This window comes from Bacillus cereus group sp. MYBK95-2 (genome assembly GCF_051915225.1).
GTDB lineage: Bacteria > Bacillota > Bacilli > Bacillales > Bacillaceae_G > Bacillus_A > Bacillus_A cereus.
This window is the reverse complement of sequence record NZ_JBQAEH010000001.1, coordinates 611796-627064: the sequence shown is the minus strand read 5'-3', so window position 1 is coordinate 627064 and position 15269 is coordinate 611796. Positions and strand designations below refer to the sequence as shown.

Sequence of the window (15269 nt, the reverse complement as noted above, 5' to 3'; positions counted from 1 at the left end):
CGTTTCATGGCTGTAATGTCTTATATTGATGCTATTACATTAGCAATGCGCGAAGAAATGGAACGCGATGAGAAAGTATTCGTTTTAGGAGAAGATGTTGGTAAAAAAGGTGGCGTGTTTAAAGCGACACACGGCTTGTATGATCAATTTGGTGAAGATCGTGCGCTTGATGCACCGCTTGCAGAATCTGCAATTGCTGGGGTAGCAATTGGTGCGGCAATGTATGGTATGCGTCCAATCGCTGAAATGCAGTTTGCTGATTTCATCATGCCAGCAGTAAACCAAATTGTTTCTGAGGCAGCAAAAATTCGTTATCGTTCTAATAATGATTGGACTTGTCCAGTTACAATTCGTGCACCATTTGGCGGGGGTGTTCACGGTGCATTGTATCATTCACAATCTGTAGAAGCGATGTTTGCAAACCAACCAGGTTTAAAAATCGTTATCCCTTCTACACCATATGATGCAAAAGGCTTATTAAAAGCAGCCATTCGTGATGAAGATCCAGTATTATTCTTCGAACATAAACGTGCATATCGTTTAATTAAAGGTGAAGTGCCGGAGGATGACTACGTATTACCAATCGGAAAAGCAGATGTAAAACGTGAAGGTGATGATATTACAGTTATCACGTACGGATTATGTGTTCATTTTGCTCTTCAAGCGGCTGAAAAGTTAGCACAAGATGGCATCTCTGCACACATTCTTGATTTACGTACTGTATATCCATTAGATAAAGAAGCAATCATTGAAGCAGCTTCTAAAACAGGTAAAGTTCTTCTTGTAACAGAAGACAATAAAGAAGGAAGCATTATGAGTGAAGTGGCAGCAATTATTGCTGAAAACTGTCTATTTGATTTAGATGCGCCAATCGCACGTCTTGCAGGTCCAGACGTTCCAGCAATGCCATATGCACCAACAATGGAAAAATTCTTTATGGTAAATCCAGATAAAGTTGAAAAAGCAATGCGTGAACTTGCGGAATTTTAATCGGGGGGACTATACATGGCTGTAGAAAATATTACAATGCCTCAGCTCGGGGAGAGCGTTACAGAGGGCACAATTAGTAAATGGCTCGTTAATGTTGGCGATCACGTAAACAAGTATGATCCGCTTGCAGAAGTAATGACTGATAAAGTAAATGCTGAAGTACCATCTTCTTTCACGGGGATTGTAAAAGAGTTAATCGCTGGTGAAGGTGATACGTTAGCTGTAGGTGAAGTAGTTTGTGTGATTCAAGTAGAAGGCGCAGATGAAGTAGCAGCAACAGCTGTTGAAGAAAAAACGAAAGAAGAACCAAAGGCAGAAGTAGCTACGTCTGAAAAAGCACCGAAAGTAAAACAACCAACTGATGGAAAACCACGTTTTTCACCAGCTGTGTTAAAACTTGCGGGTGAGCATAACGTTGATTTAGATCTAGTAGAAGGTACGGGAGCAAACGGCCGTATCACTCGTAAAGATATTTTAAAGCTAGTGGAATCTGGAAATATTCCGCAAGCAGGTGCAGCGAAGAAAGAGGAAGCTGTAGCGGCAGTAGTAGAAGCTCGCCCAGAAGCACCAAAAGCAGCACCAGTAGCGCAAAAAGTAGAAGCTGCGAAACCAGTTTCTGTACCTACAATGCCTGGAGATATCGAAATTCCAGTAACAGGTGTGCGTAAAGCAATCGCAGCAAACATGTTACGTAGTAAACATGAAGCACCACATGCTTGGATGATGATTGAAGTAGATGTGACAAACCTTGTGTCATACCGTAACTCAATTAAAGGTGACTTTAAGAAGCGTGAAGGCTTTAACTTAACGTTCTTTGCTTTCTTCGTAAAAGCAGTAGCACAAGCGTTAAAAGAGTATCCTCAAATTAATTCAATGTGGGCTGGCGATAAAATTGTTCAGAAGAAAGATATTAACCTTTCTATTGCTGTTGCAACAGAGGAAGAACTATTTGTACCAGTAATTAAGCAAGCGGACGAGAAAACAATTAAAGGTATCGCTCGTGAAATTACAGAACTTGCAGGAAAAGTACGTACGAAATCGTTAAAAGCAGACGAAATGCAAGGTGGAACATTTACAATTAATAACACAGGATCATTCGGTTCTGTTCAATCTATGGGTATTATTAATTACCCACAAGCGGCTATTTTACAAGTTGAATCAATTGTAAAGCGCCCAGTAATTATGGATAATGGTATGTTCGGTGCTCGTGACATGGTTAACTTATGTTTATCACTTGATCACCGAGTACTTGATGGTTTAATTTGTGGTAAGTTCTTAGGGCGTGTTAAAGAAATTTTAGAAAACATGTCAGAAAATAATACATCTGTATATTAATAAAAAGCTCGCTTATGCGAGCTTTTTATTATCTTATTTCTTCATCTACATCCTACTATATGTATAAATATCTTTCCCAGTAATCTTACAATAAACGATTATGTATTAGGAATTTACGAAAATACATTGCTGATATATGGTATATGGATATAAAATAAGAAAAGAATAATTTTTTTGGCAAATCTTACTGATGAAACTGTAGTATAATATATTGTATTGTATGAAAAAGAGAGTTATTCTATATAAGTGTTTTATAGATAATGTGTAATCAGTCGTCAAAACATGAAGAATGTTGACTCCTGGTTTTTTATTTTTGCCGTAACAATGTTTCAGGAGGATGTCATGAAAAGAAGTACCGAGTTTCTAAAAAGTTTAGATGTAAAATTAATTTTAATTTTGTGTGCACTATGTGTGACGAGTATAGCTGCTATATATAGCAGTCAGCAAACGGGACAGTATGGAGCTGCAAACTTTGCTATGAAACAAGGTGTTAACTACATAATTGGGGTTGTATTGTTACTTCTTGTTGCAAGCATTGATTTAGATCAGTTACAAAAATTATCTTGGCCGCTTTATATTGCTGGGTTTGCTTCACTTATTCTTTTGAAAGTATTACCACCATCAGGTTTTACACCTGAAAAATTAGGTGCAAAAAGATGGTTTGTTTTCCCAGTATTTGGACAAATTCAGCCGTCTGAGTTTTTCAAAATTGCATTGCTACTTGTAGTAGCGAGTATAGCAGTAAAACATAATGCACAGTATATGGCAAGGACATTCCAAACAGATTTAAAGCTAGTAGGTAAAATTATGCTAGTGTCACTTCCACCTATGGCGGTTGTATATAGTCAACCTGATACAGGTATGGTGTTCTTATATGCTGCTGCTATTGCATGTATTTTATTTATGTCAGGTATTCAAAAGAAATTGATAGCATTATGTACAGTTATTCCGTTGACCATATTATCTGCTTTAATATTTATTTTCTTTAAGTATCAAGATTTTTTCTATAATAATTTAGTTACTTTACTAAAACCTCACCAACAGTCGCGTATTGTAGGTTGGTTAAATCCATTTGAAAATGCAGATCAAGGTTATCAAACGCAACAATCGATTTTAGCTGTAGGTAGTGGAGGAATGGAAGGTAAAGGGTTTGGGGGAGGAAGCGTCTATATCCCAGAGAAGCATACTGACTTTATTTTCGCTACAATTGCCGAAGAAGGTGGATTTATCGTAGCAGCCTTAGTTGTCTTCTTGTTCCTATTACTACTATATCGAACAATTATTATTGGTTATTCCGCTGATAATTTATTTGGTACATTATTATGCGCTGGATCGATCGGTATATTAACAGTTCAAATATTCCAAAACATCGGTATGATCGTTGGATTAATGCCTGTAAAAGGTATTGCATTACCTTTCTTATCGTATGGGGGAAGTTCCTTATTCTCGAATATGATTATGATGGGGCTCATACTATCGGTACGGAAAACGTATAAAAAATATATGTTTTCAGTTAAGTAAAAAAAGCTGGTTCGTTTTTAAACGAACCAGCTTTTTTACATATATGCTCATAAACGTTGCAAACTAAAACAGGTTAGCAGTTTGAGACGGGTAAGGAGTGCAAAGTGATGCATATGCATATTTTTGAAGGAGCACGGCATCTTTCTAGTAGTGAATGGGTTATTCGGGCTATTATAGCATACATATTTTTAATATTAGTTGCGAAAGCGATGGGACAAAGGTCTATCGCACAACTTCGTTTTTTAGATGTTGTATTAGTGTTATTGCTTGGTGGGAATATTTCTAACGCATTGTCTGATGAAAAAGTAGGGTTACTGGGCTCGATGATTACAACGTTCATACTCGTTGTACTTCATATTATAAGCTCAGTTTTAATGCTGAAATGGGATAGATGGAGACGTTTTTTAGAGCCAGCACCTATCATTCTTATACATAATGGTTCCATTGATTTTAGCAATTTGAAAAAGGCGAGAATTACCGTGGAATATTTGTTTTCGGAACTTCGTATGCGAAATGTGAGCGATATTCAAACGATTAAATTAGCATTATGGGAAGCAAACGGTGTCGTTTCTATATTTCGGTATCCAGAATATGAAGCAGTTTCGCGGCTTGATCTTAAAGTGGCGGGAAAAAAATCTCCAGTTTCTTTTGTATTAGTAAAGGATGGGAGGATACAGAAAGATGTTCTTGCATTATTAGGAAAAACAGAAGCTTGGGCGAGAGAATTTCTAGAGGAGAGTACAGAAGTGGAATCTATTATGTTAGCTACAGTAGATGAATCACATAAAATAAATATTTTGTTAAAAAAATGAAAAATATACGCATTTTGTCGTTTCGAACATATGATACAATAGTGTGGACAACGAAAAAGGAGGCGATACGGTGGGATATGTAGAAGAATTACGAAAAATAGTTGGTCATCGCCCTTTAATTTTAGTTGGTGCTGTTGTACTCATTATAAATGAAAATGGATATGTTTTATTGCAGCAGCGGACAGAGCCGTACGGAAAATGGGGGCTACCTGGCGGGCTAATGGAGCTTAGTGAATCACCAGAAGAAACAGCTTATCGTGAAGTATATGAAGAGACAGGAATAAAAGTGAAGAACTTGCGACTAATCAATGTATTTTCTGGAGCGAACTACTTTACAAAATTAGCAAACGGTGATGAATTTCAATCTGTAACAACCGCCTATTATACAGATGAATACGAAGGGGATTTTGTTATGAATAAAGAAGAAGCAGTTCAGCTTAAATTCTTTTCAGTAACAGAACTACCTGACTATATTGTAGGATCGCATAAAAAAATGATTGCTGAATATATGAAGATTATGGAAAAAAAGATATAATCATAGTGAAAGAAATACAAAAACACAGTTCTGGTTGGTAGTCCAGACGCATGATTTCATGTCAGTAACCTTCCCCTCCGGGATGTCCTGTATTTCTAATCTTTTAAAGGAGGGGCTGTCAATGGATTTGACAGTATATCACGATGGCCAATTTTTTGTTGGAATCATTACATGTAAAGAACAAGGGAAATTGTATGGGGCGAGGTATATTTTTGGGGCGGAACCGTCAGATGAAGAAGTGCTTATGTTTGTGAATGGTTCACTTTTAGAGCATTTTCAGCACTTTGCAAAATGTGGTGTAGAAGTTAAAGAAAAACAGCGTCCTAAAAACATAAAGCGTATCATACGACAAGCAGCAAAAGAAATAAATATTAAACGTTTTACTAAGGCGCAAGAGGCGATTAGTTTATCTTATGAATTGCATAAACAAGAAAAGAAAGTGCAGTCTAAAGAGAAGCGAGAAGCTGAAAAAGAAAGAAGACGTTTAATGAAAGTACAAAAAGCAAAGCAAAAACATCGTGGTCATTAAAGAAAAGGTGTTAGAGCAAGAGCTCTAACACCTTTTCTATACTGAAATACAAGTAAACTTACTTGTATTTCATAAACATTAACTGGTAAGATACAAATAGGTAGTTTTAGAGGAGGGAAAAGAGTGATTAATTTTAACTTTTTTATGAATGATGTTGTCCGCCAAGCGCGTGAAGAGATTGTCTCTGCTGGATATACAGAATTGACGACGCCAGAAGCGGTAGAAGAAGCGTTTAAAAGAAATGGAACAACACTTGTAATGGTAAACTCTGTATGTGGTTGTGCAGGTGGTATTGCTCGTCCTGCTGCTGCGCATTCCGTACATTATGATAAACGTCCTAACCACCTTGTAACGGTGTTTGCAGGTCAAGATAAAGAAGCGACAGCAAGAGCGCGTGAATATTTCGAAGGGTACCCACCTTCTTCTCCATCATTTGCTTTATTAAAAGATGGAAAAATTGTAACGATGGTAGAGCGTCATGAAATTGAAGGTCATGAACCGATGCAAGTTATTGCGAAACTACAATCATATTTTGAAGAGAATTGTGAAGAACTATAAAAAATAAGAGAAGAGGCGGCACGTCCACAATCAAGTGGATGTGCCGCCTTTTTTATTTATTATTAAAATTTATGGAATATGCATAGTCGTGTTATTTTATGCATCATTTTATACATAAAAAATAGCATTTATATTGTTTTGTTATTTATTTTTATTTTATATATTGCATAAAAATAAAAGTGCTGATACAATACAAACATCGAATAAATATTCTATTAAACTTTTAAATATACATTATTAGGGGGAAGAAAGATGAAGAAGTTAGTATCAATATCGTTTGCACTTATTTTAATTGTAAGTATATTCAGCGCTTGTAGTAATGGGGAATCGAAAGAAACAAAAGGAAATAAAAAAGTACTCGTAATGGGAACTTCAGCAGATTATAAACCTTATGAATATGTAGATGCGTCAAAGAGCGATGAAATTATTGGTTTTGATGTTGATGTTGCTAAATATATCGGAAAAGAACTTGGGTATGAAGTGAAAGTGAAAGATATGGATTTTGGTGGTTTATTAGCATCTCTTAGTTCAGGAAAAGTTGATTTCGTAATGGCAGGCATGACGCCAACTGCAGAGCGTAAAAATAATGTTGATTTTACAGATATTTATTTTGTTGCGAAAAATATGGTCATTTCTAAAAAGGATTCTAACATTAAATCTGTAGAGGATTTAAAAGGGAAAAAAGTAGGAGTACAAACAGGGTCTATTCAAGAAGAGAAAGCAGCAGAATTTAAAAAACAAGTAGATTTCCAGGTTGAGGGACGTGACCGTATACCAGAAATCGTACAAGAAATTAAAGCTGGTCGTTTTGAAGCTGCAATTATAGAAGACACAGTTGCTAAAAATTATTTAGAGAAAATGAAAGATTTACAAGGAGTTGAAATTAAAGAAGCGCCAGAAGAAGTTGGAGCAGCAATTGCCCTTCCGAAAAACAGTGATAAAACAGCTGAATTTAATAAAGTAATTAAAAAAATGCAAGAAAATGGAGAAATGGATAAATTAGTGAAGAAATGGTTTGGCAGCGGAAAATAAGCTGCCTTTCACTTTTCTGTGAGGGGAATGAAAAGAATGAACTTAGATTTTTCGGCGATTACGCCTTCGATACCATATATACTAAAAGGTTTAGAAGTTACTTTGAAAATTGTAGCAGTATCAGCTTTAGCAGGATTTATTTTAGGAACGCTATTAGCACTTTGTAAAATTGCTAGAATACGAGCATTAAATATAGCAGCAGATTTTTATACATCAATTTTTCGTGGTACACCCCTTGTATTGCAATTAATGATTATTTATTTCGGTGTCCCGCAAATAATTGGTTATGAAATACCAGCATTCTTAGCTGCTGTACTTGCATTTAGCTTGAATTCAGGTGCATACATGTCAGAAGTAATTCGTGCTGGTATTCAAGCGGTTGATAAAGGACAAACAGAAGCAGCAATGGCTTTAGGGGTACCATACGGAAAAATGATGAGAAATATTATTTTCCCTCAAGCATTAAAAAATATATTACCAGCGCTTGTGAACGAATTTGCGACACTTACGAAAGAATCGGCTGTAGTAACAGTAATAGGCGCGACTGATTTAATGCGTCGTGCTTACATCGTAGGCGGTGAGACATTTAAATATCTTGAACCATTACTTTTTGTTGGACTGATTTATTATATGTTAGTCATTATTCTTACATTAGTCGGGAAGGCAATTGAAGGGAGAATGAAGAAAAGTGATTAAAATTGAAAACCTTCATAAATCATTTGGTAAAAACGAAGTATTAAAAGGAATTACAACAACGATTGAAAAAGGGGAAGTAGTTGCAATTATAGGACCTTCTGGATCAGGAAAATCAACATTTTTACGTTGTATGAATATGTTAGAAGCACCAACGGATGGTCACATTTGGATTGGAACGGAAGAAGTAACGAATCCGAAAACGAATGTTATGCATGTTCGTGAAAATGTCGGTATGGTATTTCAACATTTTCACTTATTTCCTCATATGACTGTATTAGAAAATATTACGTATGCTCCTACCAATGTAAAAGGGGTAACGAAGCAAGAAGCTGAAAAGAAAGCTGAGAAACTTTTAGAAAAGGTTGGACTAGTAGATAAAAAAGATACGTATCCAAATCGTCTTTCGGGAGGACAAAAGCAACGTGTAGCAATTGCAAGAGCGTTAGCAATGGAACCCGAAGTTATGTTATTTGATGAACCGACATCGGCGCTAGATCCAGAGATGGTGAAAGAAGTGTTAGAAGTTATGAAATCGTTAGTTACGACAGGAATGACGATGGCTATCGTTACACATGAAATGGGCTTTGCAAAAGAAGTGGCAGATCGTGTTCTTTTCTTGGACGGAGGAAAGCTTGTAGAAGATAGTGCGCCAGAAGAATTTTTTGCAGCGCCGAAAAGTGAACGTGCGCAACAATTTTTACAAAAAATATTGTAATATGAAAAGGTTATGTGAATAATAAGTAGAAAAGGATGACATTGTGTCATCCTTTTTTTATACTAGCTGTAAATACGTTTATACATATAGGAGTAATGATATGTTTAAAATTGGATACCGTACAGTAAAAACAGCAATAGGGACAGGCGCGGCAGTTTTTATTGCTCAGTTATTAGGGTTGGAATTTTATAGTTCAGCAGGTATTTTAGTTATTTTATGTGTACAAAATACGAAGCGCAAATCGCTTCAAGTGTCGTTACATCGTTTTCTAGCTTGTGTATTATCAATGGTATTCGCGTTTTGTATTTTTGAAACGATCGGCTATACACCACTTGCAATTAGCATATTGTTACTTACATTTATTCCGACTGCAGTAATGCTTAAAATTCAAGAAGGCATTGTCACGAGTTCAGTTATTGTTATGCATCTATATTCATTGAAGCAAATTACATGGCTTATAGTTGGAAATGAAATTGCTATATTAACGATAGGGATTAGCGTGGCGTTATTAGTAAATATGTATATGCCGAGTAGTGAAAATAAGCTAAAAGAGTATCAGGATAAAATAGAGAGCAATTTTAAAACGATTTTGTTTGAAATGGTTGTGTATTTACGAAATCGAGAAAGTAGTTGGAGTGGGGCAGAACTCATTGAAACCGAGAATATGTTAAATGAAGCAAGAGATTTATCGTTTAAAAAACTTGAGAATGCATTTATGCGAGAAGATGATTATTACTATCGTTATTTTAATATGCGTATGCAACAATTCGAAATTTTAGAGCGAATGATACCACTAGCAGCTTCTTTATCATGGACATATGAACAAGCTGATATGATTGCAGATGTTGTTGAAAACATTGGTAATGCTATTAGCCCTGAGAGTACTGGCGTTATTTCCTTAAGGCAGCTTCAAGAAATGAGGGAATTATTTAGAGACATGCCATTACCAGCTACACGCGAAGAATTTGAGATACGTGCGAAACTTGTTCAACTTGTGTATGAAATGGAACAATATTTACTCATTAAAAGTCGCTTTAAGGGAAAGGATAATATAAAAGAACTTATATAGAAGGTAGGAATTATCTATGCCGTATCTTCTCTCTATCATATTATGTCTTTCTTTATCGCCGATTTGGCCTCTTGGGGATAATCCACGTGCCGGAGATCCTTTTATTATTGTAAATAAAGCAACGAATAAATTAGCTTACATTGACGATGGGAAGATTCAAAAGGTTTTTCCAGTAGCGACAGGGAAAACGAATGAATTAACTCCAGAAGGAACTTTTGATGTTGTAATGAAAGCGAAGGATCCGTATTATATTGCGAAGGATATTCCAGGTGGGTCGCCAAAAAATCCACTTGGGTCAAGGTGGATTGGATTTAATGCAAGAGGAACTGATGGAAGTAAATATGGAATACATGGAACAAACCAACCGAGTTCAATTGGAAAGTATATTTCACAAGGGTGTATAAGAATGAAGAAAAACGATGTGGAATATTTGTTTGATCGCATTCCAATTGGAACGAAAGTATGGATTGTGAAATCGAAAAAATCATTTCAGCAATTGGCAAAAGAAAAAGGAGCCGTTGCATATGAAAAAGCCAACGAAAAGGTTGGCTTTTTCTATTATAATAAGTTGTCTTGACATGTGTACATAACCGTGCGTTAATGAGAATATAGAAAGATAAAATTAGATAAAGGGGTTGCTCATATGTACTTGAATCCAAAACTTTCGTATATGCAGTTTTTTATGGGATTTCTATTTGTTATTACATTCATATTGGCAACTTTTAATATATGTTCTTATCTTGTAGCGATTGTATGTATGGCATTGCTTAATCTAACTTTTGTTATTGGAGCATTTCAGCAGAAACAATATACAAGTTTTGTAATAGCACTTGTAATGTCATTTTCCTTTAGTATTGTAGCGATTGTGTTTTATATAAAATAAACCATCTCGATGTCGAGATGGTTTATTTTGTCATGTGTAAAAAGTAAAAAAAGGACGAACACATCGCCCTTTTTACCAAAACATACTCGCGCCAGCAAGTAATGTTGTTACAAGCATAGAAATCAGCATCACATAAACCATAACTTTTTGAGCTTTTTTATGCATCGTTATACCTCCTTGCAAATCAGTACAATTTCATTGTAACGAGAAATGAAATTATGGACAAGGGGAGAGTGAGGACAAAATTCGGGAGGGGATTGCAAAATATAACAGGAAATTTGAGTGTGTATAGAGAATATAGTAAAAGGGTATATTGTTAATTTTTAGTTGGGCAAGCTGAAGAATGGAGATACGATGATGAAAATATACGAAACAGATCGTTTATACTTAAGGGAAATTGATGAGTCGTATGCTGAAACAGTTCTTCAATATTACGACAGAAATCGTGAATTTTTAAAAGCTTGGGAAGAGTATAGACCGGATGATTTTTTTACGCTAGATTATCAAAAGAAAAAGTTGCAAAAGGATAGAAAAGAGTTCGAAGAAGGGAAAATCATCAGACTATGGATTTTTAAAAAGGGTGATGATACGAAAATAATTGGGTGTATTTCATTTAATTTAATCGTTCGTGGCATTTATCAATCTTGTGTACTCAGTTATAAATTAGATAAAGCAGAGTTAAACAAAGGGTATACGACAGAAGCGCTTAGAAAAGCAATTCAAGTTGCTTTTGGGGAATTTCAGTTACATCGTATAGAAGCTCCGATTATGCCTCGTAATTTAGCATCTATACAAGTAGTAACGAAGATAGGTTTTCAATATGAAGGCGTGTCTAGGAAGATGTTAATGGTAAATGGCGTGTGGGAAGATCATATGCGCTGGGTATTGTTAAATGAGTAATAGAAAGCAGATGGTTATCTAGACATGTAAACCATCTGTTTTTTGTCTTGTATTTCGAAACTTTTGCGAAATTCTGTTATAATTAATAGTGTTACATACATAATGGTAGTGCAGGAGGCGCAGTCTTATGATTAATCAAGAACGTTTAGTAAATGAATTTATGGAATTAGTACAAGTAGATTCTGAAACGAAATTTGAAGCAGAAATCTGCAAAGTATTAACGAAGAAATTTACAGATTTAGGTGTAGAAGTATTTGAAGATGACACAATGGCTGTAACTGGTCATGGTGCAGGTAACTTAATTTGTACTTTACCAGCAACAAAAGATGGTGTTGATACAATTTACTTTACTTCTCATATGGATACAGTAGTTCCTGGTAATGGAATTAAGCCTTCTATTAAAGATGGATATATCGTATCAGATGGTACAACAATTTTAGGTGCGGATGATAAAGCTGGATTAGCATCAATGTTCGAAGCAATCCGTGTTTTAAAAGAGAAAAATATCCCTCATGGTAAAATAGAATTTATTATTACAGTCGGAGAAGAATCAGGTCTTGTTGGTGCAAAAGCATTAGACCGTGAGCGTATTACAGCGAAATATGGCTACGCATTAGATAGCGATGGAAAAGTTGGTGAAATCGTTGTTGCAGCTCCAACACAAGCGAAAGTGAACGCAATTATTCGCGGGAAAACAGCTCACGCTGGTGTAGCGCCGGAGAAAGGTGTATCTGCAATTACTATCGCAGCGAAAGCAATTGCGAAGATGCCACTTGGTCGCATTGACTCTGAAACGACTGCAAATATTGGACGTTTTGAAGGTGGTACACAAACGAATATCGTTTGCGATCATGTACAAATCTTTGCAGAAGCTCGTTCTTTAATTAATGAGAAAATGGAAGCACAAGTTGCGAAAATGAAAGAAGCATTTGAAACAACTGCAAAAGAAATGGGCGGTCATGCAGACGTTGAAGTAAACGTTATGTACCCAGGATTTAAATTTGCTGATGGCGATCACGTTGTAGAAGTTGCAAAACGTGCAGCTGAAAAAATTGGTCGTACACCTTCTCTTCACCAAAGTGGTGGCGGAAGTGATGCAAACGTAATTGCAGGACATGGTATCCCAACAGTTAACTTAGCGGTTGGTTATGAAGAAATTCATACAACAAACGAGAAGATTCCTGTTGAAGAATTAGCAAAAACAGCAGAATTAGTTGTTGCAATTATTGAAGAAGTAGCGAAGTGATGGAATAGAAAAAGCGTGTAAATCAATTATGATTTACACGCTTTTTATTTTGATTCGATTGCTTTGACAAGACGTATAAGCGAATATAAGAAAAACTATGGAAGTATATACGTTGTTGCTACATGTACTAGACGAGGGAATAACCTTAACGTATTCATATTGAAAATCGGAAGTAGTAAATAATTAATTGCAATGATTAATATAACTACAAGGAATGTATAGTTGAGTTTATCCCGCTATTTGCCGGACAGTAAGACCCCTACCTCAAAATTCAGCGAAAGTAAAGAAGTTAGGTGGGGGCCCTGCTGCCCGTAAAAGTCCGATTAGTGAGAGTTGATTAAAGTTTCGATTTATATCGATTATAAAAAAGAACAAGTAATTATTATAACTATTGTGCAAAATTTGATATAATAAAAGAACGAACGTTCTGATTAGGGAGTGAGTACTATGCGAGAAATGTATCCGAAAAATGGTCGTGTTATTTTACATGTAGATATGAATTGCTTTTTCGCATCTGTTGAAATTGCTCATGATCCATCATTACAAGGAAAGCCATTAGCGGTTGCTGGAAATGAAAAAGAGAGAAAAGGAATTATTATAACATGTAGTTATGAGGCGAGAGAATACGGAATACGTACGACGATGCCCCTTTGGGAAGCGAAAAGGTTATGCCCGCAATTAGTTGTAAGGCGTCCTAATTTCACATTATATCGCGAAGCTTCATTTCAAATGTTTCAAGTCCTTTCTCGTTTTACAGAAAAGATACAACCAGTCTCAATAGATGAAGGATATTTAGATATTACAGATTGCTACGCACTTGGTTCGCCTCTTGAAATAGCAAAGATGATTCAACAAGCACTATTAACAGAGTTGCAGCTTCCGTGTAGTATCGGAATCGCTCCAAATCTTTTCCTAGCAAAAACAGCTTCTGATATGAAAAAACCTCTCGGTATTACCGTACTTCGAAAACGTGATATTCCAGAAATGATTTGGCCACTTTCAGTTGAAGCAATGCATGGGATTGGAGCAAAAACAGCTGAAAAATTAAATGAAATTCATATACATACAATTGAACAGTTAGCGAAGGGAGACGAGCATATCATTCGCGCTAAAATTGGCAAGCACGGTATTGATTTACAAAAGCGTGCAAAAGGTACGGATGATAGGGAAGTGGATCCGAGTCAAATGGGCCAACATAAAAGTGTCGGTAACTCGATGACTTTTTCAAAGGATATGGATGAAGAGAAAGAATTACTTGATATGTTAGAACGGTTATCAAAATCAGTGAGTAAAAGATTACAAAAGCGAACCCTTGTCAGCTATAATATTCAAATTATGATTAAATACCATGATAGGCGAACAGTAACACGGAGTAAGCAATTGAAAAATGCAATTTGGGAAGAACGCGATATTTTTCAAGCAGCATCCCGTTTATGGAAGCAACATTGGGATGGTGATTCCGTTCGTTTACTAGGTGTTACAGCTACTGAAATAGAGTGGAAGACAGAATCGGTGAAACAATTAGATTTATTTTCATTTGAAGAGGATGCGAAAAAAGAACCACTACTTGCTGTCATTGATCAAATTAACGATAAGTATGGAACACCGATTTTACAACGAGGTAGTCAACTACTACGTAAGCAAGAGAAGTCGTTTCAACAAAAGTTAGAAAATAAGTTTATGTAGAAGGTGTCATGAAGTAGTAAAATCATGACACCTTTCCTAGTTAACTCGCTTCTAAATTTAAAGAAGTCTTCCATCCAGCTCCAGTAACGCCAGATTCTAATAGCATTCTACTTACTATTTTTTCAATTAAGATAGCCGCATTTGTCTTGCAATGTAATGTAGCCTGTATACACACCTTTTGATTAGAATCTACGTCTTCACTATACAACTCTTTTAAACCGATTCCTTCTGTACTTACCATATGCATAAGTAAAAAACGAATATGTGCTTCATTTTCTTCTGAACAAGTAAGGGAAAGTAAGTAGTTCGTTTGTTCTGGTGATTCTTCTTTTGATTTTTTATTCATAAAAAGAGCAATTGGGCGAAGAAGTATATTTGCTAGTAACACGCCGGCTGCACCTAATATAGCTGCAACGAGGAAACCGGCGCCTGTAAGAGTACCGACAGCAGCTGCACACCATAAAGTAGCTGCTGTATTTAGCCCTCTAATACTAAAACCATCGCGGATAATAACGCCACCCCCTAAAAATCCAATACCACTAACGACTTGAGCAGCAATGCGGGATGGGCTAGCATCATGATCAAGCATGACGGATAATAAAACAAATATACAGGCACCAAGTGATACGAGAGCATTTGTCCGTAACCCAGCCATTCGGTGTCTCCATTGTCTTTCCATTCCAATGCAAGCTCCTACAATAATTGCTATAACTAACCTGAATACAATGTCGTACCATACCATCATGGTCACCTCCATATATA

18 protein-coding genes are annotated in these 15269 nt (G+C 36.1%); 16 read left to right on the top strand and 2 right to left on the bottom strand.

The features are described 5' to 3' along the window. Window positions 1–6: 6 nt before the first annotated feature. The 13 genes from bfmBAB (at window position 7) to ACTFN4_RS03085 (ending at window position 10675) form a co-directional block, all read left to right on the top strand. Window positions 7–990 (top strand): 3-methyl-2-oxobutanoate dehydrogenase subunit beta, encoded by a 984-nt coding sequence (gene bfmBAB, locus ACTFN4_RS03145; RefSeq protein ID WP_000290071.1) that lies wholly within the window; start codon window positions 7–9, stop codon window positions 988–990. Between the two features lie 15 nt (window positions 991–1005). Then, a complete protein-coding gene (locus ACTFN4_RS03140; protein ID WP_000257660.1) occupies window positions 1006–2325 on the top strand; it encodes a dihydrolipoamide acetyltransferase family protein in 1320 nt (439 codons plus the stop codon). 342 nt (window positions 2326–2667) lie between these two features. Continuing rightward, window positions 2668–3846: an FtsW/RodA/SpoVE family cell cycle protein gene (locus tag ACTFN4_RS03135; protein WP_000831181.1), complete on the top strand. Its 1179-nt coding sequence runs from the start codon at window positions 2668–2670 to the stop codon at window positions 3844–3846. Between the two features lie 107 nt (window positions 3847–3953). Continuing rightward, window positions 3954–4658 (top strand): DUF421 domain-containing protein, encoded by a 705-nt coding sequence (locus ACTFN4_RS03130; protein WP_000550974.1) that lies wholly within the window; start codon window positions 3954–3956, stop codon window positions 4656–4658. Between the two features lie 70 nt (window positions 4659–4728). Continuing rightward, window positions 4729–5193: an NUDIX hydrolase gene (locus tag ACTFN4_RS03125; RefSeq protein WP_000542536.1), complete on the top strand. Its 465-nt coding sequence runs from the start codon at window positions 4729–4731 to the stop codon at window positions 5191–5193. 121 nt (window positions 5194–5314) lie between these two features. Beyond that, entirely contained in the window at window positions 5315–5722 is a 408-nt protein-coding gene (locus ACTFN4_RS03120; protein WP_000366599.1) for a YjdF family protein, read from the top strand. Between the two features lie 144 nt (window positions 5723–5866). Beyond that, on the top strand, window positions 5867–6280 hold the full coding sequence (locus ACTFN4_RS03115) for a BrxA/BrxB family bacilliredoxin (RefSeq protein ID WP_001979317.1): 414 nt from the start codon (window positions 5867–5869) through the stop codon (window positions 6278–6280). A 252-nt stretch (window positions 6281–6532) separates the two neighbouring features. Then, window positions 6533–7312 (top strand): transporter substrate-binding domain-containing protein, encoded by a 780-nt coding sequence (locus ACTFN4_RS03110; protein WP_439962061.1) that lies wholly within the window; start codon window positions 6533–6535, stop codon window positions 7310–7312. A 36-nt stretch (window positions 7313–7348) separates the two neighbouring features. After that, a complete protein-coding gene (locus ACTFN4_RS03105; protein ID WP_001046916.1) occupies window positions 7349–8008 on the top strand; it encodes an amino acid ABC transporter permease in 660 nt (219 codons plus the stop codon). Continuing rightward, window positions 8001–8723: an amino acid ABC transporter ATP-binding protein gene (locus ACTFN4_RS03100; protein ID WP_000590206.1), complete on the top strand. Its 723-nt coding sequence runs from the start codon at window positions 8001–8003 to the stop codon at window positions 8721–8723. Before ACTFN4_RS03105 ends, ACTFN4_RS03100 begins: the two co-directional genes overlap by 8 nt. 100 nt (window positions 8724–8823) lie before the next feature. Next, a complete protein-coding gene (locus tag ACTFN4_RS03095; RefSeq protein WP_000472671.1) occupies window positions 8824–9792 on the top strand; it encodes an aromatic acid exporter family protein in 969 nt (322 codons plus the stop codon). A 16-nt stretch (window positions 9793–9808) separates the two neighbouring features. Beyond that, window positions 9809–10369 carry a L,D-transpeptidase gene (locus ACTFN4_RS03090; RefSeq protein WP_001146566.1) on the top strand — a complete coding sequence of 187 codons (561 nt, stop codon included), beginning with the start codon at window positions 9809–9811 and terminating at the stop codon, window positions 10367–10369. 66 nt (window positions 10370–10435) lie between these two features. Beyond that, window positions 10436–10675 carry a DUF3894 domain-containing protein gene (locus ACTFN4_RS03085; protein ID WP_000281167.1) on the top strand — a complete coding sequence of 80 codons (240 nt, stop codon included), beginning with the start codon at window positions 10436–10438 and terminating at the stop codon, window positions 10673–10675. Window positions 10676–10747: 72 nt separating this feature from the next. Here ACTFN4_RS03085 and prli42 read toward each other — a convergent pair whose 3' ends face one another. Further along, window positions 10748–10840, bottom strand: coding sequence for a stressosome-associated protein Prli42 (gene prli42, locus ACTFN4_RS03080; RefSeq protein WP_000549040.1), 93 nt, complete (start codon window positions 10838–10840; stop codon window positions 10748–10750). Window positions 10841–11029: 189 nt separating this feature from the next. Here prli42 and ACTFN4_RS03075 point away from each other — a divergent pair, with 189 nt between their 5' ends. The 3 genes from ACTFN4_RS03075 to ACTFN4_RS03065 all read left to right on the top strand — a co-directional run bounded on the left by ACTFN4_RS03075 (window position 11030) and on the right by ACTFN4_RS03065 (window position 14507). Next, entirely contained in the window at window positions 11030–11575 is a 546-nt protein-coding gene (locus ACTFN4_RS03075; protein ID WP_001987197.1) for a GNAT family N-acetyltransferase, read from the top strand. A gap of 127 nt (window positions 11576–11702) precedes the next feature. Further along, complete coding sequence (locus tag ACTFN4_RS03070; protein ID WP_000609803.1) at window positions 11703–12821, top strand: tripeptidase T; 1119 nt, start codon at window positions 11703–11705, stop codon at window positions 12819–12821. Between the two features lie 447 nt (window positions 12822–13268). Next, entirely contained in the window at window positions 13269–14507 is a 1239-nt protein-coding gene (locus ACTFN4_RS03065) for a DNA polymerase IV (RefSeq protein WP_431147413.1), read from the top strand. A gap of 40 nt (window positions 14508–14547) precedes the next feature. Here ACTFN4_RS03065 and ACTFN4_RS03060 read toward each other — a convergent pair whose 3' ends face one another. Next, window positions 14548–15249, bottom strand: coding sequence for an MgtC/SapB family protein (locus tag ACTFN4_RS03060; RefSeq protein ID WP_000262342.1), 702 nt, complete (start codon window positions 15247–15249; stop codon window positions 14548–14550). Window positions 15250–15269 lie beyond the last annotated feature (20 nt).